The sequence below is a fragment of the Novosphingobium sp. AAP93 genome (genome assembly GCF_001296055.1).
Lineage (GTDB): Bacteria > Pseudomonadota > Alphaproteobacteria > Sphingomonadales > Sphingomonadaceae > Novosphingobium.
This window is the reverse complement of sequence record NZ_LJHZ01000027.1, coordinates 1-19,814: the sequence shown is the minus strand read 5'-3', so window position 1 is coordinate 19,814 and position 19,814 is coordinate 1. Positions and strand designations below refer to the sequence as shown.

Sequence of the window (19,814 nt, the reverse complement as noted above, 5' to 3'; positions counted from 1 at the left end):
CGAGCGAAGTCGAGACACCGGGCGCGGCGTTTGGTGTCTCGACTTCGCTCGACACGAACGGGAGGGGGGAAAGGGTAAGCATCGGAAGGGATCACACCAGCGCCTTGGCGGCGTCGTCCATCGTGCCGGCAACGCTGTCGCCGTAGAGGATCATATCGGTATGCGCGGCGCCCGAGGGGATCATCGGGAAGCAGTTCACTTCCTTGGCGACGAGGCAATCGACGAAGACCGGGCCGGGATGGTCGATCATCGCCTGGATGCCGGCGTCGAGCTCGCTCTCGTCGGTGATGCGGATGCCCTTCCAGCCGTAAGCCTCGGCGAGCTTCACGAAATCGGGCAGGCTGTCCGAGTAGGAGTTCGAATAGCGGCTCTCGTAGGTGAGTTCCTGCCACTGGCGGACCATGCCCATCCATTCGTTGTTCAAAACGAAGATCTTGACCGGCAGGCGGTACTGCGTGGCGGTGCCGAGTTCCTGGATGTTCATCTGGATCGAGGCATCGCCCGCGATGTCGATGACGAGCGCATCGGGGAAGCCGACCTGCGCGCCGATCGCGGCGGGGAGGCCATAGCCCATCGTGCCGAGGCCGCCCGAAGTGAGCCACTTGTTGGGGCCGGAGAAGTGGAAGTACTGCGCCGCCCACATCTGGTGCTGGCCGACCTCGGTGGTGATGATCGGATCGTGCCTGCGGGTCAGCTCGTAAAGCCGCTCGACCGCATATTGCGGCATGATGGCTTCCTTGCGGTGCGGGTAGGCAAGTGACTGGCGGGCGCGCCAGCCATCGATCCGGGCGTACCATTCGGCAAGGTCTGCCGCTTCGTGATGGGCTGCATGCCATGCGTCGATCAGCTGGCGCAGCACCTTCGCGCAATCGCCGACGATGGGCAGATCGGCGCGCACGGTCTTGTTGATCGAGGCGCGGTCGATATCGATGTGGATGCGCTTGGAATTGGGCGAGAAGGCATCGAGGCGGCCGGTCACGCGGTCGTCGAAGCGGGCGCCGATAGCAACGATCAGATCGGCGCGGTTCATCGCCATGTTGGCTTCGTAGGTGCCGTGCATGCCGAGCATGCCGAGCCACGCCGGATGATCCGCCGGGAAGGCGCCGAGGCCCATCAGCGTGGAGGTGACGGGCGCGCCGGTGAGGGCCTGAAGCTCGCGCAGCAGCGCGGTCGCTTCGGGGCCGGAGTTGATCACGCCGCCGCCGGTGTAGAAGATCGGCGCCTGCGCGGCGGCGATCATCTGCACGGCCTGCGCGATATCCTCACGCGAACCTTCGATCTGCGGATTGTAGCGCGTGCGGATGCGGGCGGGCTTGCCGGTCCACGGCGCGAGGCCGATCTGGACGTCCTTGGGAATGTCGATCACGACCGGACCGGGACGGCCTTCGGTGGCGATGCGGAAGGCTTCCTCGACGACTTCGCCCAGCTGCGCCGGGTCCTTCACGAGGTAGTTGTGCTTGGTGCAGTGGCGCGTGATGCCGACCGTGTCGCATTCCTGGAACGCGTCCGAGCCGATCAGCGCGGTGGGCACCTGCCCGGTGAGGACGACGAGCGGGATCGAATCCATGAAGGCATCGGCAATGCCGGTGACGGCATTGGTCGCGCCCGGGCCCGAGGTGACGAGCACGACGCCGGGCTTGCCGGTGGCGCGGGCATAGCCTTCGGCGGCGTGGGCCGCGCCGGCTTCGTGGCGCACGAGGATGTGGCGGATGCGTTCATCGCCAAACAGGGCATCGTAAATCGGCAGCACCGCGCCGCCGGGATAGCCGAACACGCATTCGACTCCCTGTGCGACCAGGCTTTCGACCAGGATTTCCGCGCCGCTGCGCTCGTTCTTCACGTGTCGTTCCCTTTCCGGCCCGGTGTATCCTTCTGGACCTTGTCCCGATGCCGCTGCGATGGGGCGCGTTAGCCGCGCCGCCGCGAACCTTCAAACCAAAAACCGCCGAAGAATGGGCGATTACCGCCCAGCCTTACAAAAAATGCGGCCCGGGGCAGATCCAGACTGCACCGGGCCATAGACGCCGCGGGTGGGACTGGAATCCGTGCCCTGCGGTGACGTTTCGGTAGGCGACATAAAATGCCGTGTCAACCGCTAATCGCGTAATAATGCTTCAATCAGACTGTCTGAAGGGGAATTTTCCATCATAATGCGCGGCCAATCGGCGGGCGGCTGGTGGCGCAGCCACGTGTATTGGCGCTTGGCGTAGCGGCGGGTGGCCTGGCTTCCGGCGGTGATGGCTTCGGGTTCGGTGCAGGTGCCGGCAAGGAAATCAGTGACTTCGGTCACGCCGATGGCGCGCATGACGGGGAGATCGGGGTCGAGCCGACGAGCGAGGAGCGCCTCGACTTCGGCGACCGCGCCGCCGTGCCACATCTGCGCGAAGCGGCGGTCGCAGCGCTCGTAGAGCCATGCGCGCTCGGGCATGAGGACGAGGGGGTGCAAGCTGACAGTGTGGCCGATGCCGCCGGTGCGCTCCTCTTGCCATGCCGCGAGCGGGCGGCCGGTGGAGCGGATCACTTCGAGCGCGCGGGCGACGCGGGTGGTGTCGTTTGGGCCGAGCGCGGCGGCGCGGGCGGGGTCTTCGCGGGTGAGGGCGGCGTAGGCTTCGGCGACGGGGAGGGCGCGGACTTCGGCGCGGATGGCGGGATCGATGGGGGGCACAGGGGCGATGCCCTCGAGCAACGTACGGATATAGAGGCCTGTGCCGCCGACGAGAATGGGGAGGGCACCTGCGGCGTGGGCGGCGGCGATTTCGGCGCGGGCGGCGGCGGCCCAGTCGGCAGCGGAGCACGCCTCGGCGCCGTCCCATGCGCCGAACAGGCGGTGGGGGACGCCCTTCATGTCCGCCTGGGTCGGGCGGGCGCTGAGGACGGCGAGGTCGGCGTAGACTTGCGCGCTGTCGGCGTTGATCACCACCGCCTTGCCGGCCGCGAGCGCGGTGCGGACGGCGAGATCGCTCTTGCCGCTGGCGGTGGGGCCTGCAATGAGCGCGAGCGGCGGCAATTGGCCCGCATGACTAGGGGAATGATCGGTGCTCATCGCACGGCTGATAGCAGAGCCCGAGACGCTTGGTGACACATTAGGTGATCGGCTTGCGCTCGCCATGGAGCAGATCGAGGACGCGGGATGGGAAGTGGCCGGCGCGGGGATGCTGTCCGAAGTCGATGATGTGCTCGAAATGGAGCTGATCGAGGAAGCGAAAGCGCCTGACGTGGGCGCGGTGCGGCGCATTCTGGACGAGGGCTTTCCGGCGAGCGACATGCTGCTGTCACGCGTGCCGATCGAGGTGCCGCGCCTGTTTGTGTCGGACATGGATTCGACGATGATCGGGCAGGAATGCATCGACGAGCTGGCCGATTTCGCGGGGCTGAAGGAGCGGATCGCGGCGATCACCGAGCGCGCGATGCGCGGCGAGTTCGATTTCGAGGCTGCGCTGCGCGAACGCGTGGGGCTGCTGAAGGGGCTTTCGGAAAGTGCGATCAAGCAGTGTCTGGACGAGCGCATCCGGCCGATGGATGGCGCGCGGACGCTGGTTGCCACGCTGAAAGCGCAGGGCACGCGGACCGTGCTGGTGACCGGCGGTTTCCATGCCTTTGCCGATCCGGTGGCGGAGCAGCTTGGCTTCGAGCATGTCGTGGCGAACCGGCTTGGCGTGCACGGCGGTGTGCTGACAGGCGATGTCGTCGGCGGGATCGTCGACAGTTCGGTGAAGCGCAAGGTGCTGATCGAGGAAGCGGCGCGGCTGGGCGAGGGGGCAGGTTCGCTGGCGACCGGCGACGGCGCGAACGACATTCCGATGCTGGAAGCCGCGACCCACGGCATCGCCTATCGCGCCAAGCCCAAGGCGCGCGCGGCGGCGGACGGGTGGATCGAGCGGGGCGACCTGACCGCGATCCTGTCGCTCTATGGCATCGCGCGGGAGCACTGGGTGGCCGCTTGACGCGATATTAACACTGGTGTTAGTACCAAGGCAGGACCTGATTCTGCCGGAGATGCCGTGTGAACGCCCTTAGCGCCACGTTTGAAGCCGATACCTCGCATGATTTTCTCGGTCTGCCGCTCTACGACGAACGGCGCCCGCAGCTGAAGCTGCGTCCGGCCAAGGCGCTGCATCACTTCCGCGAGCTGCTGAAGGACAAGGAAAACACCGAGGAAGTGTTCCGCATCTTCGAAGCTTTGCCGTGGCGCGATCTGCGCAAGGCGGGCGAGCGGTTCCTGACTTCGGAGCGCGGCATGGATGTGCGGGTCAAGGAACCCGATCTGCCGACGATCCTCGATGATCACGAAGCGCTGCGCCGCATGCCGGAAGGTTCGCTGGCGCATGCCTATTGCGACTTCATGGAGAGCGAGGGGCTGACGGCGGCCGGCCTCGTCGAGGAATTCAAGCGCTTCGCCAAGGACAAGCCGAAATACAACGACCAGTTCCAGTGGTACATGAACCGCATGCGCGATGTGCATGATATGCTTCATGTTCTCACCGGCTATGGCCGCGACGCGCTGGGCGAGGCCTGCGTGCTTGCCTTCACCTACAGCCAGCAGCCTTCGCCGGCGCACCTGTTCATCGGCTACATGGCCGGTCTCAATATCGGCAAGCAGGTCAAGAGCAGCGCCCCGGTGCTGCGCGCGATCCGGGAGGCGCAGGGGCTGGGCAAGGCCTGCCCGCGGCTGGTCGAGCAGTCGATCACCGAACTCCTGCCGCTGCCGCTGCAGGAAGTGCGTCGCCGCCTGAACATCACGCCTGCGATGCATTACCGCGCGGCGCATGCGGTGTGGCGGTCGATGGATGTCGATCCCTATGATCTGCTGGGGAAGAAGGCGGCGTAGTTACCCCTCCGTCAGCCCTGCGGGCTGCCACCTCCCCATTTGTGCTTCGCAAAAATGGGGAGGAGCTAAAAAACGCCGTTCTGTTGGCCCTCCCCGTTTTGGCGAAGCCCAAACGGGGAGGTGGCCTGCCGCAGGCAGGTCGGAGGGGTTCTTTTACCCCTCCATCCAGTCCTTGAAGAAAGCTTCGTTGGCCGTGCGCAGGTCCGTGATGGCGACCGAGAAGCCCGGGCCGGTGACGGCGCTGCCGCCGGTGGTGCCGATGCGTGTCATCGGGATGCCCGCGGCCTGGATCTGGTCCTCGACGGCGCTCGTCACGACATAGCGGGCCTGATCTTCGCCGAATGCAGTGAAGTGGTCGCCGATCTCTTCGAGCGTGCAGCCGATGCCGCTCGCCATCGCCATTTCGGCGAGCGCGACGAGGAGGCCGCCGTCCGAGACGTCGTGGACAGCAGTGACCTTGCCTTCCGCGATCAGCTGGCGGACGAATTCGGCGTGCGCGCGTTCGGCGGTGAGATCGACCGGCGGGGGTGCGCCTTCCTCGCGACCATGCACTTCGCGCAGCCAGAGCGACTGGCCGAGGTGGCCGTTGCTGTGACCGATGACGAAGATCGCCTCACCTTCGGCCTTGAAGCCGATTTTAGCCATCGTTTCATGGTTTTCCATGAGGCCGACGCCGCCGATGGCGGGGGTGGGGAGGATCGCCGAGCCGCCGCCGGTGGCCTTGCTTTCGTTGTAAAGCGAGACGTTGCCGGAGACGATCGGGTAGTCGAGCGCGCGGCAGGCATCGCCCATGCCGCGCAGGGCTTCGACGATCTGGGCCATGATTTCCGGGCGCTGCGGGTTGGCGAAATTGAGGCAGTTGGTGATGGCGAGGGGCTTGGCGCCGACTGCCGAGATGTTGCGATAGGTCTCCGCTACCGCCTGCTTGCCGCCTTCATAGGGGTCCGCATAGCAGTAGCGCGGGGTGCAGTCGGTGCTCATCGCGAGCGCCTTTTGCGTGCCGTGGATGCGAACGACTGCGGCATCGCCGCCCGACTTCTGGAGCGTGTCCGCGCCGACCTGCGAATCGTACTGCTCCCAGATCCAGCGGCGGCTGGCGAGATCGGGGCAGGCCATGAGCTTGAGAAGATCGGCGCCGATATCGGTGCTGGCGGGAACCTCGCCGAGCGGCTTCACGCCGGCCCATGCCTTGTAGTCCGCAAGGCTCATCGCCGGGCGGTCATAGAGCGGAGCATCTTCGGCAAGGGGGCCGAGCGGGATGTTGCAGACCGTCTCGCCCTGGAAGGTGAGGACCATGTTGCCGGTATCGGTGACTTCGCCGATGACCGCGAAATCAAGCTCCCACTTGCGGAAGATCGCCTCGGCCATGGCCTCCTTGCCGGGCTTCAGGACCATGAGCATGCGCTCCTGGCTTTCCGAGAGCATCATTTCATAGGGCGTCATGCCCTCTTCGCGGCAGGGCACCTTGTCCATGTCGAGCACGATGCCAGCCTTGCCGTTGGTCGCCATTTCGACCGACGAGGAGGTGAGGCCCGCCGCGCCCATGTCCTGGATCGCGACGATGGCGTCGGTCGCCATGAGTTCGAGGCAGGCTTCGATGAGCAGTTTTTCGGTGAAGGGATCGCCGACCTGCACGGTGGGGCGCTTTTCCTCGCTCTTCTCGTCGAAGTCGGCGCTCGCCATGGTGGCGCCGTGGATGCCGTCGCGCCCGGTCTTGGAGCCGACGTAGACGATCGGATTGCCGATGCCGGTGGCGGCCGAATAGAAGATCTTGTCCTGATCGGCGACGCCCACGGTCATCGCGTTGACGAGGATGTTGCCGTCATAGGCCTTGTGGAAATTGGTCTCGCCGCCGACGGTCGGCACGCCGACGCAATTGCCATAGCCGCCGATGCCCGCGACGACGCCTTGGACAAGGTGCTTCATCTTGGGGTGATCGGGGCGGCCGAAGCGCAGCGCGTTCATGTTGGCGACGGGGCGCGCGCCCATGGTGAAAACGTCGCGCAGGATGCCGCCCACGCCCGTCGCCGCGCCCTGGTAGGGCTCGATGTAGGAGGGGTGGTTGTGGCTCTCCATCTTGAAGATGGCGGCGAGCTTGGTGCCGTCCGGACCATCGCCGATATCAATGACGCCCGCGTTCTCGCCGGGGCCGCAGATGACCCAAGGCGCCTGCGTCGGCAGCTTCTTCAGGTGGATGCGGCTCGACTTGTAGGAGCAGTGCTCCGACCACATGACGGAAAAGATGCCGAGCTCGACCAGGTTCGGCTCGCGCCCGAGCGCATGGAGGACGCGCTCGTATTCTTCGGGGGAAAGCCCGTGGGCGGCGACGGTTTCTGCGGTGATCTCGGCCATGCCAGCGCCCTTAGCCAAGCCGCGCGGGCATGGCGAGTCTCAAGAAATGCGCTTTGCCCCGGAAAGCCTGGAGCGCGACAGTTCGACCGGCAGGACCAGCAGCGCGATCACGGTGAAGGCGAACAGCGCGAGCGCCGGTTGCGCGGGGCTGACGTCGGTCGTGCGCGGGCCGAACCAGTCAATGATCTGGAACAGTGCCAGCACGAGCGCGAGAAGCCAGAGGAACAGGCCTGAACGCGGCCCGGCGGCGCGGGTGCTGCGTGCGTAGTAAGCGAGCGTCCCGAAGGCGAGCACCACTTCGAGCGCGTGTTCGATCATCGGATGGTTCCACAGGCCAAGGCCGAGCTTGGGCGGAGAGCCTGCCAGCGTGAGGTCCGGCGCGTGGACGAGATAGTCCGCCAGCCAGTGCCAGAGAGCGCAGGCAAAGGCGATGGCGGCGGCGGTCCGGCTGCGCGTCGCGGCAAGGACAAGGCCACCCAGCAGCGCGCCCAGCACCGCCGCGCCGAGCAGGCTGTGGCTGTAGCGCATGTCGTAGAGATCGAGCCAGTTGCTCGCAGTGAAATTCGGCACCATGCGGTAGTGCTCGATGCCGAGGAGCGCGAAGGAGAAGAACGCGAAGTCGAGCAGTTGCACCGCGATGACGAGCACCACCAGCGGCGGGGCCTTGCGCGAGGCGGCGGCAACGAAGGCGGGCGCGTAGTGGCCGATGAACATGGCGATCAGCCTGCGAACGCGCGCGCGGCGTATGTGGCGGCGACGGCTGCGGTCATCGTGGCGAACGCGCCCCAGCAGACGTCGATGGCGGTGACATAGCCGGGCCAGCGGGCGAGGGTGGCCTGGTTGGTGAAATCGTAGGTTGCGTAGCAAAGCGCGCCGAGCAGCGCGCCGTTGAGCGCGGCGGCGGGGAGGCCGGACGCGATGCCGGGACGGATCGCGAACCAGACCATGCCGCCAAGGTAGGCGAGGTAGAAAATGCCCGCCGGGGCAAGGCGGAAGGTGGGGGCGAGCAGGTCTCCCAAGGCAGGGCGATAGAGGTTGGGCCCGGCCCAGCCGAGCCACAGCGCATCGAGCCCGCCGAAGACAATTGCCGCCACACCGTATGCGATTACCATTTGCATACACATCCTCCCCGCCTCGAAGCTTGACCGGCTGCGGCTCCCCCGTCAATGCTGCTGGGCGATGGCACACGACACCGACATCGGCTCTCTGAGTTTCGAGGAAGCCTTGAAAGCGCTGGAGGATATTGTCCGCCGGCTGGAAAGCGGCGAGGCTCCCCTCGACGAATCGATTGATCTTTACGCGCGGGGTGATGCGCTGCGGGCCCATTGCCAGAAGCGGCTCGATGCCGCCCAGGCGCGGATCGAAGCGATTGTTTCGGATGGAGCTTCGGGCGGTGTGGGACGTGCCACGGGAACCCGGCCCTTTGATGACGGAGCCGAGAGGGGATGACGGCAATGGAACGTACCGGTCCCTGGCGGGAGCTGCTGCTGCCGGCCATGAAGCGGATCGCTGAAGATGTCGATGCCAGCTTCGATGCGCTGCTGCCGATGGCGAACGATCCGCGCGACCGGCTGATCGAGGCGATGCGCTATGCCGCGATGGGCGGTGGCAAGCGGCTGCGCCCGCTGCTGGTTTCGGCAACCGCCGCGCTGTTCGGGGCGGACCGGCAGCTGGCGATCCGCGTCGGCACCGCGCTCGAGGCGATCCACGTCTATTCGCTGATCCACGACGATCTGCCGTGCATGGACAATGACGCGCTGCGCCACGGCAAGGCGACAGTGCATGTCGCGTATGACGAGGCGACGGCGGTATTGGCGGGTGACGCCTTGCATGATTTCGCGTTCGAGGTCCTGTCCGATCCCAATCTGACCGGAGATCCTTTCGTGCGCATCGAACTGGTGCGCACGCTGGCGCTGGCGAGCGGCATGAACGGCATGGCCGGCGGGCAGATGATGGACATGGCGGCCGAGACCGCCTCGTTCGACCTGCCGACGGTGACCCGGCTGCAGCAACTGAAGACCGGCGCGCTGCTGAGCGCGGCGGTGGAGATGGGCGCCATCATCGGACGCCTTCCGTCCGAAGGGCGCTCGCACCTGCGCGGTTATGCGCGGGATATCGGCCTCGCCTTCCAGATTGCCGACGACCTGCTCGATGCCGAGGGCGACGAAGCGGCCGCCGGCAAGGCGCTGCGCAAGGACGAGACCGCCGGCAAGGAGACGTTCCTCTCGCTGCTCGGGCCAGAGCGGGCGCGCGAGCAGGCGCAGATCCTCGTCGAACAGGCGGTGCAGTTCCTCTCGTCATATGGTGAGGAAGCGGACCTGCTGCGCGCGCTGGCGTGGTTCATTGTCGAAAGGGATCGGTAGGACATGGGAGAGGCGGGCAAAAGGATCGGGGTATACCCCGGCACATTCGACCCGATCACGCTGGGGCATCTCGACATCATCCGCCGGGGGGCGAAGCTGGTCGACAAGCTGATCATCGGCGTGACGACCAACCCTTCGAAGAACCCGATGTTCACGCCGGAGGAGCGCATGGCCATGGTCACGCGCGAAGTCGCCGCGCAGGGGATCGAGAACGTTTCGGTGATGGGTTTCCACGCGCTGCTGATGAAGTTTGCCGAAAAGCAGGGCGCCAGCGTGATCGTGCGCGGCCTGCGCGCGGTGGCGGACTTCGAATACGAATACCAGATGGCCGGCATGAACCAGCAGCTCAACGACGGGATCGAGACCGTGTTCCTGATGGCCGACGTCAGTCTGCAGCCGATCGCTTCCAAGCTGGTCAAGGAAATCGCCATGTTCGGCGGTGACATCGCCAGGTTCGTGACGCCGCAGGTGCGCGAGGACGTGGTGGAGCGGGTGCGGCGGCAGGGCCAGCTCGGCGATTACTGAGGTCTTTCGCGTCGGGGCGGGCCATTTGTTCATTGCGGCGTCATCGCCGGGGGCCTATCCGCCGCGCATGGGGCTGGCGGTGTCGGCCCAGGGTTAGGCAGGATTTCGGTTTGATGGCATCGCGTTTGTTCAACAAGATCGTGCTCGGGCTCGCGCTCGGAGCGTTGGTGGCTCCGATCTCGCCTGCGCTGGCGCAGCGGGCGCCGCAGAAGGAAGCGCCAAAGCCGATCAAGATCGATCCGATCCAGCACGCGCAGGGCATGACCTATGCGGTCGATCCGGACATTTCGCACGATCCCGACAATGTGCTGCTGCTCGATCTTTCGAACGGCGGGCGCGTCGCCATCCGGCTGATGCCGGAATGGGCGCCCCGCCATGTCGAGCGGATCAAGACGCTGACCAAGGAAGGCTTCTACAACGGGGTGATCTTCCACCGCGTGATCGAAGGCTTCATGGCGCAGACGGGCGATCCGACGGGGACCGGGCAGGGCGGTTCGAAGCTGTCCGACCTCAATGCCGAGTTCAACGATATCCCGCACCTTCGCGGCACGGTCTCGATGGCGCGAACCGACGAGCCCAATTCGGCCAACAGCCAGTTCTTCATCGTGTTCTATCCGCGCTTTGCGCTCGACCACAAGTACACGAACTTCGGGCGGGTGATCGCGGGGATGGACGTTGTCGATTCGATCGTGCGCGGCGAGCCGCCCAAGAACCCGACCAAGATCGTGCAGGCGAGCCTCGCTTCGGAAAACAAGGCCCCGCCGCCGCCGCCCGCGCCTGCCGCGCCGGCTGCGTTCACGGCGGACATGTTGAGCAATTCGAAGTCGAACTGATCCTGCCGCTTAGGGCAGGCGTGCTTGTCGAACCCGGCACACCCCGCTAGCGGCGCGTGCCATGCGTGTAGACCTTTTCGATTTCGAACTTCCGCCCGAGCGCATTGCGCTGCGCCCTGCTTCGCCGCGCGATTCGGCCAAGCTGCTGGGAGTGCGGTCCGACGGGCCGTTCGTCGACGCGATTGTGCGCGATCTGCCGCAGTTGCTGCGCGCGGGCGATGTGCTGGTGTTCAACGATACGCGGGTGATCCCGGCGCAGCTGGAAGGCGAAGTCGGCAACGCGCGGATCGGCGCGACCTTGCACAAGCGCATCGATCTGAGGCGCTGGCAGGCTTTCGTGCGCAACGGGCGGCGGCTCAAGCCGGGCGTGGTGGTGACCTTCGGCGCGGGCGTGACGGCGATTGCCGAAGAGCGCTTTGCCGATGGCAGCTGGACCTTGGCGTTCGGCGGCGAGGAGCCGGTCGAGGTGCTGCTGGAGCGCGCCGGGACGATGCCGCTGCCGCCCTATATCGCGGGCAAGCGCGCGGTCGACGAGCGTGACCGCGAGGATTACCAGACGATGTTTGCAGCAGAAGACGGCGCAGTGGCCGCGCCGACTGCGGCGCTCCACTTCACGCCTGAACTGATGGCGGCACTGGCGGAGGCAGGCATCGGGCACGAGACGCTGACGCTCCACGTCGGCGCGGGGACGTTCCTGCCGGTCAAGGCGGACGATACCGACGACCACGCGATGCACGCCGAATGGGGCCGGATCGAGCCCGAGACCGCGGCGCGGCTCAATGCGGTGCGCGCGGCCGGCAGGCGGATCATCGCGGTCGGCACCACCAGCCTGCGCCTGCTGGAGAGCGCGGCGGACGAGCACCGCGTGATCCACCCGTTTGCGGGCGACACCAGCATCTTCATCACGCCGGGCTACCGCTTCCGCGCGATCGACGGGCTGATGACCAACTTCCACCTGCCCAAATCGACGCTGATGATGCTGGTCAGTGCACTGATGGGACTGGAGCGGATGCAGGAAGCCTACGCCTACGCCATCGGACACGAGTACCGCTTCTACAGCTACGGCGATTCGAGCCTGCTGATCCCCTAGGCTGCGACCATGTTCGCCACGGCATCGAGCACGGTGAGGCGCTGCTTCTTGAGGTCTTCGAGGTGCTGGTCCGAGGTCGGCTCGATGCCGGTTTCGGCGCGGTGGATCGCCTTGTCGAGCTCGTAGTAGGCGTCGCTCAGCTTGCGGAAATGGGCATCGCTGAGCTTGAGCGCGTGAAGCTTGGCGGCGGCTTGCGGGAAGGCGGCGGCGAGATCGTGGGCGGCATGGCTCATGGTGTGCTCTCCTCTTGGGGTACGGGAGGAGGCTAGCAGCACCGGCAAGGCCATGAATTGAGGCCAGTCAAAACGGACGCGGGCTGTGCCGATCATTCGCGGAGCATGGGCAAGGCAATTTGCGCGCCATGGCGATTGTGCGTAAGGCGCTGGGCCATTCCCGCACCCGAGATCCCCGATGACCCGCTTTGCCTTCACCGTCCACGCCACCGATGGCCGCGCCCGCACCGGCACGATCGAGATGAAGCGCGGCACGATCCGCACGCCCGCGTTCATGCCGGTGGGGACGGCGGGCACGGTCAAGGCGATGAAGGTGGAGGATGTCGCGGCGACGGGGGCGGACATCATCCTCGGCAACACCTATCACCTGATGCTGCGGCCAGGCGCGGAGCGCATGGCGCGGCTGGGCGGGCTGCACAGGTTCATGCGGTGGGACAAGCCGATCCTGACGGACAGCGGCGGCTATCAGGTGATGAGCCTGAGCGAGCTGCGCAAGATCACCGAGGAAGGCGTGACGTTCGCGAGCCACATCGATGGTTCGCGCCACAACCTGACGCCCGAACGCAGCATGGAGATCCAGCGCCTGCTCGGCAGCGATATCGTGATGGCCTTCGATGAATGCCCCAAGATCGACCAGCCGCGCGACGTGATCGCGCGCAGCATGGAAATGTCGATGCGCTGGGCGAGGCGCAGCCGCGACGGGTTCGATGCGGGCGGGCAGCATGCCGAGGATGCCGCGCTGTTCGGCATCCAGCAGGGCGGGCTTGACGAGCAACTGCGCGCCGAAAGCGCGGGCAAGCTGCAGGACATCGGCTTTGACGGCTATGCCATCGGCGGGCTGGCGGTGGGCGAGGGGCAGGAGGCGATGTTCGCCACCCTCGACTTCGCGCCGGGACAGCTGCCGGCAGACCGCCCGCGCTATCTGATGGGCGTGGGCAAGCCCGACGATCTGGTGGGGGCGGTGGAGCGCGGGGTCGACATGTTCGACTGCGTGCTGCCGACGCGATCAGGACGCAACGGGCAGGGTTTTACCTGGGACGGGCCGATCAACATGCGCAATGCGCGCCATGCCGAGGACATGGGGCCACTTGATGCCGAGTGCACCTGTCCGGTCTGCGCGAAATACAGCCGCGCCTACCTGCATCACCTGCATAAGGCGGGCGAGATGCTGGGGGCCATGCTGCTGACGGAGCACAACCTTTCATTCTACCAGCAGTTGATGGCGGCGATGCGCAGCGCGATTGCCGAAGGTCGGTTTGCGGCTTTCGCGGCGGTTTTCCGGGCAAGGTATCTGGCGAAGCGCTAGGGATCCGCCCTGCCAGATCGGATGCGAAGTCGCTTGCAAGGCTCCGCTGTTGCCAAGAGTATCGCATTGGAGTTTGGGGGGAAGTTCCATGCGGGCAAGCATCGCGGTCATGGGCATGGTTCTGGCGCTGGGCGCCGTGGCCGCGCGGGGGGAGGATGGCACCGCCATTGCGGCGAAGTTCGGCGCGCTCGAGGATGTGCGCCAGATCAGCCTCTCGCCCTCGGGCAATCAGGTCGCCTATCTCAAGCCCAACGCGGGCCCAGGGGTGATGGTGATTGTCGCGGATTTCTCCACTGGCCAATCGCGCGCCGTGCTGAATGCGGCAAATCCCGGCGAGAACCTGCGCTGGTGTCGCTGGGCGAGCGAGACGCGGCTGATGTGCAAGCTCTATGTCGCCGTCAACCGGAGCGATCTGCTGATGAGCGCCACCCGCTATGTGATCGTGCGCAATGACGGCACCGGACAGGGCTACCTATCGAGTGGGCTCGGGAGCAAGTCGATCGGCGGGCTGCAATTCGTCGGCGATGTGCTCGACTGGGACATCGCGGGCAAACCCGGCCATGTGCTGATGACGCGGCAGTTCGTGCCGGAGGGCGAGATCGGCAGCAATATCGAGCGGCGGCGCGAGGGACTTGGCGTCGAGGACGTCGATCTGGAAAGCGGCAAACGCAGCCTCGTCGAGCCGCCCCGGAAGGGCGCGGTGCGCTACATGACTGACGGGCGCGGCCATGTGCGTCTGATGGCCACGCGCGGCCAGAACGACGACGGCTATGCCAAGGACGAGATGCGCTGGTTCTACCGCGCCAAGGACGACGACAAGTGGCTGCCGTTCACCACCGCCAGGGACGAGGACAGCGACACGCCGCTGGCGGTCGATCCGGACCGCAACATCGCCTATGTTCTGGGCGGCAAAAACGGCGTGGACGTGCTGTACGGTGTCGCGCTCGATGGCACCGGCACGCGGCAGGTCATGATGGAGCAGCCGGGAGTCGATATCGACAATGTGATCAGCATCGGGCGCAATGGCCGCGTGGTGGGCGCGACCTATGCGACAGAAAAGCGGGTCAACGCGTTTTTCGATCCTGAGCTCAAGAAGCTGGGGGCGGCGCTGGGGAAGGCCCTCCCGGGCCAGCCGCTGGTCGAATTCGTCGATTCGAGCGAGGACGAGGGGCGGCTGCTGCTGCTGGCGAGCAGCGATTCGGATCCCGGGCAGTTCTACCGCTATGACAAGGCGACCCATCGGCTGGAACAGGTGCTGCCGATGCGCGAGCCACTGGTGCAGATGCCGCTCGGCAAGATGACGGCGGTGACCTATCCGGCAGGCGACGGCAGCATGGTTCCCGCCTATCTCACGCTGCCGCCCGGCGTGGCGGGGATGGCAGCGGCCAAGCGTCTTCCCGCCATCGTCATGCCCCACGGCGGGCCCGGCGCGCGGGACGAATGGGGCTTCGACTGGCTCGTCCAGTATTATGCGGTGCGCGGTTTTGCGGTGCTCCAGCCCAATTACCGCGGCTCCACCGGCTATGGATCGGCGTGGTACCAGAAGAACGGGTTCAAATCGTGGCGGCTGGCGATCGGCGATATCTCGGCGGCTGGCCGCTGGCTCACCGCGCAGGGGATTGCGGATCCCGCGAAGCTTGCAATCGTCGGCTGGTCCTATGGCGGCTATGCGGCACTGCAATCGGGCGTGACCGATCCCGGGCTGTTCAAGGCGATCGTCGCGGTGGCGCCGGTGACCGATCTCGACAATTTGCGCGAGGAATCCCGCGATTTCGTCAATTTCCGTCAGGTCGATGCCTTTATCGGTCATGGCGATCACATTGCCGATGGTTCGCCCGCGCGCCACGCGGGCGCGATTGTCGCGCCGGTGCTGCTGTTTCACGGCGAGGTCGACCAGAACGTGAACGTGGCGGAATCGCGCCTTATGGCAGATCGCCTGAAGCATGCCGGCAAGGACGTGACCCTCGTGACCTTCCCGGGGCTCGACCACCAGCTGGCCGCAGCAGCCGCGCGGACGCGGCTGCTGGCCGATAGCGATGCCTTCCTGCGCAGGGCGCTAGGGATGTAACCCGCGCCGGGATTACACCGGAAGCAGCATCGCCGCGGTCTCGTCGCGGTGCTTCTTGAGGTACTTCATGAACGGGGTGCCGCCGGTGCCGACATCGGGATCGTTGCCGGCCGTCTTGCTGCCCTGCTTGTTGATGTAGCTGGCGGCATATTCGAGGTGGCGGCTGCGGAAATCGGCCACGGCCTGGACCGCGCCGTTGTAGGCGTCGGTCAGGCCCTTGTGGCTGGCGCCGCTGACGAAGCGGCGCAGGGTGGAGGCGGCGCGCACGTCCTCGATGAAACGGCGGTGGCCGGTGGGGCGGTAGATGTGGAGCTCGTCGAGATAGGCCTTCAGCGGATCGGCGGCATGGCCGACGCCGAGGAGGGCATCCATCGAGGGCACGATCGAGGACTGCGAGCCGGTCTGGCCGCGATAGGCCTGGGGCTGGCCGCCGAGGCGCGCGACGCCCTCGTAGACGACACCGGCGCCGAGCGCGGGGTTGTCCTTCCAGCCGTGGATATAGGGGCGCACGCGGCGGAAGTAGATATAGGGATCGCACTGCTCGGGCATGCGGTCGAAGATCGCGTTGATGCCGGACCAGATGCCGACCATCTGTTCGAGGAGGCCGCGCGCGGTATCGACATCACCGGCTTCGGCGGCAGCGATGATCGGCGCAAACAAGGCGAGCGCCTTGCCCGCCTGCGCTTCGATGGCGACGTGGATGAGGACGAACCACGCCTCGTCGGTGCCGGCGGCGAACTTCTGGATCATGTAGATGTTGTCGAGGTGGACCGGAGCGGCGGGATCGATCAGGCCCCAGTTGTCGAGCACATAGCCGCTGTATTGCAGGAGCGGCTGCTGATCGAGCTTGTCCGCCAGCGCGACCATCGGGCCGGCAAGCACGGCGGGCAGCGTGGTGACCGCCTCGGCCGCGCCCCAGATGTAGGACTGTACGAGGAACGAGTAATGGACCATCGCCATGCGCGCGGCGGGTTCATCGAGCGCGTCGACCATGGCGGGGGTCATGACGGGAAGCTGCTCTTCGAGGACTTCGCGCACCCTTCCGGTTGGGAGGATTTCGGGGAGGCGCATGGCCACGGCGCGGGCCTGCGCGAAGGCGCCTTCGAGCGTGACGGCGCTGGCATCGTAGGCGCAGAGGAAACCGCGCTCGGGGGTGATGTCGTAGCTTGCGAGGGGGGCGATGGGCATGGCGCTCTCCGTTATGGGGTTTGCGCAAGGATATGCGGTTTTCGGCGAAAAGAGGTTGCGTATTGACGCGTTGGGACAGTCTCATGCACAATATCTGACGGCATGGATGTGATCGACGGCAAGATATTGCACGAGCTGGAGGCCGAGGGGCGAATCAGCAATCTGCAACTGGCGGAGCGGGTGGGGCTTTCGCCGTCTGCGTGCCTGCGCCGGGTGCAGGCGCTGGAAGCGAGCGGCGTGATCAAGGGCTACCGCGCGGTGCTCGACCGGGCGAAGCTGGGCGGCGGGGTGACGATCTTCGTCATGGTGGGGCTGGGCGGCCAGCTGAAGGCGGACTCGCTCTCGTTCGAGGCGGCGATGGCGGCGGCGCCGGAAGTGCGCGAGTGCCACAACGTGACCGGCGCGGTCGAATATCTGCTGCGCGTGGAAGTGGCGGATCTGGAAGCCTACAAGCGGTTCCATTCGGACACGCTGGGCACACTGCCGCAGGTGCGCAGCATCACCAGCCACGTCTCGCTCGGCACATCGAAGGACCTGCGTGGTTGAAACGAAAAAGGCGGGACTTGCGCCCCGCCTTCTTCGTGTTCGGTCTGAACCGCCGGATCAGCGCGAGTAGAACTCGACGACCAGGTTCGGTTCCATCTTCACCGGGTAGGGCACCTCGTCGAGCGTGGGCACGCGGACGAAAGTGGCCTTGTCGGCTTCGGCGGCGACGTAATCGGGAATGTCACGCTCGGCCAGCGACTGGGCTTCGGCGATCAGCGCCATTTCCTTGGCCTTGGGGCCGAGGGTCAGCACGTCGCCGGGGCGGACGCGGCGGCTGGCGATGTTGCACTTCACGCCGTTGACGCGGATGTGGCCGTGGCTGACGATCTGGCGGGCCGAGAAGATCGTCGGCGCGAACTTGGCGCGGTAGACGATCATGTCGAGGCGCTGCTCGAGCAGGCCGATCAGGTTCTGGCCGGTATCGCCCTTCATGCGCGAGGCTTCCTGGTAGGTCGCCTTGAACTGCTTTTCGGTGACGTCGCCGTAGTAGCCCTTGAGCTTCTGCTTGGCGCGCAGCTGCAGACCGAAGTCCGACACCTTGCTCTTGCGGCGCTGGCCGTGCTGGCCGGGGCCGTAGCTGCGGCGGTTGACCGAGCTCTTCGGGCGGCCCCAGATGTTTTCGCCGAGACGGCGGTCAATCTTGTGCTTCGATGCCTTGCGCTTCGACATGGCAAGTCCTTTCAATTTGCTATGGCGGCCAGCGTGAGCCGGCCTATGGGAACCGGCCTTGGGGCCGGCGTTTCGTAGACCCGGAACCGCACCATTTCCCCATGCGGAGGAATGCGGCCACTGCTTCACCGGGCGTGCAGGGCCAATTGCGAAGGCGCGCCTAGACACGGCATTGGCGGGAATGTCAAGGCGGGAGTGGGTGTGCGGCGTACACGAACCAAAATGGAAATGGGGACTGTCCCCATTTAACGCGGCGTGCGCATCAGGGCGGTGATGACGCCGCGCATGGTGCGCACTTCGAGGTGGTTCCATGCGGGCTTGGTCAGCATGTTGCGCAAGGTGAGGCGCGTGGCATGTGCGCGGCCCTCCGGCTTGAAGTAGTCACGCGGTTCGAGGTGTTCGGTGATCTGGGCGATCAGGCCTTCGAGCTCTTCCTGCGGGGCAGGGGGGAGAAGGTCTTCGGCGGGGGGCTGGGCGAGGCCGGAGGCGGCGTGCTTCGACCATTCGTAGGCGCACAGGATCACCGCCTGCGCGAGATTGAGCGAGCCGAATTCCGGGTTGATGGGCACGGTGACGATGCTGCGGGCGAGGGCGACGTCGTCGGTTTCGAGGCCTGAGCGTTCGGGGCCGAAGACGAACGCGGTGCCGCCCACGGCGTTGACGGTTTCTCTGGCGGCTTCCTCGGGCGTGAGGACGGGCTTGGTGACGCCGCGCTTTCGCACGGTGGTTGCGTAGACATGCGCGCAATCGGCAACGGCTTCAGCGAGGGTATCGTAGACTTCGGCCTGCGCCAGCACGATATCGGCGCCCGCGGCGGCGGGGCCTGCGCTGGGGTTGGGCCAGCCGTCGCGCGGGGCGACGAGCCGCATGCGGGTGAGGCCGAAGTTCAGCATGGCGCGCGCGGCCTTGCCGATGTTTTCGCCCAGCTGCGGGCGGACGAGGACAATGATGGGGCTGCTGCCTGGCCCCTCGACTTCGCTCGGGGCGAACGGGGTGGGGGATTTGCCCTCGACTTCGATTAAGTTGGTCGGATTGTCTGATTCCATATCCCCCTTTGCCGTTCGTCCCGAGCGAAGTCGAGGGAAGTGGCCGAGCGAAGCCGAGGCCCTTGCTTCGCGCTCAGCCGGCGGCATGGCGAAGTAGGACAGCTTGTCCCAGTCGCGCGCGATGATGGCTTCCTTCTTCGCGCGCGACCACGGCTTGATCTTGAGTTCGTTGGCCAAGGCCTCTTCGCGCGTCGCGAACTCCTCTGCCCACACCAGTTCCACCGGACGCCGATCATGTGTGTACCCCTTGTAGGTACCATTGTGATGATGGGCGATCCGGGTTTCGAGATCGTCAGTGTGGCCTGTGTAGTAGCTGCTGTCGGCGCAGCGGAGGATATAGGTCCAGAAGGGCATGTCCGGTGCCTTAGCCTGCCTCGGCTTCGCTCGGCAATTGGTCCCTCGACTTCGCTCGGGACGAACGGGGTGTGAGTTAGGGCTATTTACCCCCCACTTCCCGCACCGAGCTTGCAAATTCCTCGAAATCGCGCGCTTCGGTGAAATCGCGGTAGACGGATGCGAAGCGGATGTAGGCGACGCTGTCGAGCTGGCGCAGGCCTTCCATCACCATCTCGCCGATCTGGCGGCTTTCGACTTCGGCATCGCCCAAGGTTTCGAGCTGGCGCTGGATGCCGCTGACAAGGCGTTCGATGCGTTCCGGCGAAACCGGGCGCTTGCGGCAGGCGAGCGAGACGGACTGTTCGATCTTGGCCCGGTCGAACGGTTCACGGCGGGGCTCGCCGCTGCCGCTCTTGAGCACCATGACTTCG

20 protein-coding genes are annotated in these 19,814 nt (G+C 66.0%); 10 read left to right on the top strand and 10 right to left on the bottom strand.

The annotated features are described in order from the left end of the window. Window positions 1–91: 91 nt before the first annotated feature. Together IP83_RS05760 and miaA are read right to left on the bottom strand one after the other, a co-directional pair. Window positions 92–1,840 (bottom strand): acetolactate synthase 3 large subunit, encoded by a 1,749-nt coding sequence (locus IP83_RS05760; RefSeq protein ID WP_054121260.1) that lies wholly within the window; start codon window positions 1,838–1,840, stop codon window positions 92–94. A gap of 255 nt (window positions 1,841–2,095) precedes the next feature. Then, the gene (gene miaA / locus IP83_RS05755) at window positions 2,096–3,043 is read right to left on the bottom strand and encodes a tRNA (adenosine(37)-N6)-dimethylallyltransferase MiaA (protein ID WP_054121259.1); all 948 of its coding nucleotides are present in this window, start codon (window positions 3,041–3,043) and stop codon (window positions 2,096–2,098) included. On the opposite strand from miaA, the gene serB reads away from it, so the two are divergent. Then, the gene (serB, locus tag IP83_RS05750; protein WP_054121258.1) at window positions 3,036–3,944 is read left to right on the top strand and encodes a phosphoserine phosphatase SerB; all 909 of its coding nucleotides are present in this window, start codon (window positions 3,036–3,038) and stop codon (window positions 3,942–3,944) included. The genes miaA and serB overlap by 8 nt on opposite strands. A 59-nt stretch (window positions 3,945–4,003) precedes the next feature. Beyond that, the gene (locus IP83_RS05745) at window positions 4,004–4,828 is read left to right on the top strand and encodes a Coq4 family protein (RefSeq protein ID WP_197274287.1); all 825 of its coding nucleotides are present in this window, start codon (window positions 4,004–4,006) and stop codon (window positions 4,826–4,828) included. Window positions 4,829–4,981: 153 nt separating this feature from the next. Here IP83_RS05745 and purL read toward each other — a convergent pair whose 3' ends face one another. The 3 genes from purL to IP83_RS05730 are packed head-to-tail and all read right to left on the bottom strand — an operon-like array spanning window position 4,982 to window position 8,292. Continuing rightward, window positions 4,982–7,180, bottom strand: a complete 2,199-nt coding sequence (gene purL / locus IP83_RS05740; RefSeq protein ID WP_054121257.1) for a phosphoribosylformylglycinamidine synthase subunit PurL — start codon at window positions 7,178–7,180, stop codon at window positions 4,982–4,984. 39 nt (window positions 7,181–7,219) lie between these two features. After that, window positions 7,220–7,894: a hypothetical protein gene (locus tag IP83_RS05735; protein ID WP_197274286.1), complete on the bottom strand. Its 675-nt coding sequence runs from the start codon at window positions 7,892–7,894 to the stop codon at window positions 7,220–7,222. Between the two features lie 5 nt (window positions 7,895–7,899). Then, window positions 7,900–8,292 carry a DUF2177 family protein gene (locus tag IP83_RS05730; protein WP_369816997.1) on the bottom strand — a complete coding sequence of 131 codons (393 nt, stop codon included), beginning with the start codon at window positions 8,290–8,292 and terminating at the stop codon, window positions 7,900–7,902. A gap of 67 nt (window positions 8,293–8,359) precedes the next feature. Here IP83_RS05730 and IP83_RS05725 point away from each other — a divergent pair, with 67 nt between their 5' ends. From IP83_RS05725 to queA, 5 genes are all read left to right on the top strand, one after another. Then, complete coding sequence (locus tag IP83_RS05725) at window positions 8,360–8,629, top strand: exodeoxyribonuclease VII small subunit (protein WP_054121255.1); 270 nt, start codon at window positions 8,360–8,362, stop codon at window positions 8,627–8,629. Continuing rightward, window positions 8,626–9,543: a polyprenyl synthetase family protein gene (locus tag IP83_RS05720; RefSeq protein ID WP_054121254.1), complete on the top strand. Its 918-nt coding sequence runs from the start codon at window positions 8,626–8,628 to the stop codon at window positions 9,541–9,543. The genes IP83_RS05725 and IP83_RS05720 overlap by 4 nt, the downstream gene beginning before the upstream one ends. A 3-nt stretch (window positions 9,544–9,546) precedes the next feature. Next, window positions 9,547–10,068 carry a pantetheine-phosphate adenylyltransferase gene (gene coaD / locus IP83_RS05715; RefSeq protein ID WP_054121253.1) on the top strand — a complete coding sequence of 174 codons (522 nt, stop codon included), beginning with the start codon at window positions 9,547–9,549 and terminating at the stop codon, window positions 10,066–10,068. Between the two features lie 113 nt (window positions 10,069–10,181). Then, a complete protein-coding gene (locus IP83_RS05710; protein WP_054121252.1) occupies window positions 10,182–10,901 on the top strand; it encodes a peptidylprolyl isomerase in 720 nt (239 codons plus the stop codon). 61 nt (window positions 10,902–10,962) lie between these two features. After that, a complete protein-coding gene (gene queA / locus IP83_RS05705; protein ID WP_054121251.1) occupies window positions 10,963–11,991 on the top strand; it encodes a tRNA preQ1(34) S-adenosylmethionine ribosyltransferase-isomerase QueA in 1,029 nt (342 codons plus the stop codon). On the opposite strand, the gene IP83_RS05700 is transcribed toward queA, so the two are convergent. After that, the gene (locus IP83_RS05700; RefSeq protein ID WP_054121250.1) at window positions 11,988–12,224 is read right to left on the bottom strand and encodes a YdcH family protein; all 237 of its coding nucleotides are present in this window, start codon (window positions 12,222–12,224) and stop codon (window positions 11,988–11,990) included. The two genes, queA and IP83_RS05700, sit on opposite strands and share 4 nt — an antisense overlap. A gap of 178 nt (window positions 12,225–12,402) precedes the next feature. On the opposite strand from IP83_RS05700, the gene tgt reads away from it, so the two are divergent. Together tgt and IP83_RS05690 are read left to right on the top strand one after the other, a co-directional pair. Beyond that, window positions 12,403–13,530 (top strand): tRNA guanosine(34) transglycosylase Tgt, encoded by a 1,128-nt coding sequence (gene tgt / locus IP83_RS05695; protein WP_054121249.1) that lies wholly within the window; start codon window positions 12,403–12,405, stop codon window positions 13,528–13,530. Between the two features lie 88 nt (window positions 13,531–13,618). Beyond that, on the top strand, window positions 13,619–15,598 hold the full coding sequence (locus IP83_RS05690) for a S9 family peptidase (RefSeq protein WP_156309594.1): 1,980 nt from the start codon (window positions 13,619–13,621) through the stop codon (window positions 15,596–15,598). A 12-nt stretch (window positions 15,599–15,610) separates the two neighbouring features. On the opposite strand, the gene IP83_RS05685 is transcribed toward IP83_RS05690, so the two are convergent. Beyond that, window positions 15,611–16,786, bottom strand: coding sequence for an indoleamine 2,3-dioxygenase (locus IP83_RS05685; RefSeq protein WP_054121248.1), 1,176 nt, complete (start codon window positions 16,784–16,786; stop codon window positions 15,611–15,613). A 102-nt stretch (window positions 16,787–16,888) separates the two neighbouring features. On the opposite strand from IP83_RS05685, the gene IP83_RS05680 reads away from it, so the two are divergent. Further along, the gene (locus IP83_RS05680) at window positions 16,889–17,332 is read left to right on the top strand and encodes an Lrp/AsnC family transcriptional regulator (RefSeq protein WP_054121247.1); all 444 of its coding nucleotides are present in this window, start codon (window positions 16,889–16,891) and stop codon (window positions 17,330–17,332) included. Between the two features lie 57 nt (window positions 17,333–17,389). On the opposite strand, the gene rpsD is transcribed toward IP83_RS05680, so the two are convergent. The 3 genes from rpsD to IP83_RS05665 form a co-directional block, all read right to left on the bottom strand. Beyond that, entirely contained in the window at window positions 17,390–18,001 is a 612-nt protein-coding gene (gene rpsD, locus IP83_RS05675) for a 30S ribosomal protein S4 (protein WP_054121246.1), read from the bottom strand. Window positions 18,002–18,246: 245 nt separating this feature from the next. Then, entirely contained in the window at window positions 18,247–19,401 is a 1,155-nt protein-coding gene (locus IP83_RS19520; protein WP_082364515.1) for a TrmH family RNA methyltransferase, read from the bottom strand. Window positions 19,402–19,483: 82 nt separating this feature from the next. Next, window positions 19,484–19,814, bottom strand: a 331-nt coding sequence (locus IP83_RS05665; RefSeq protein ID WP_054121245.1) for an ATP cone domain-containing protein, incomplete at its 5' end; no start/stop codon positions are given.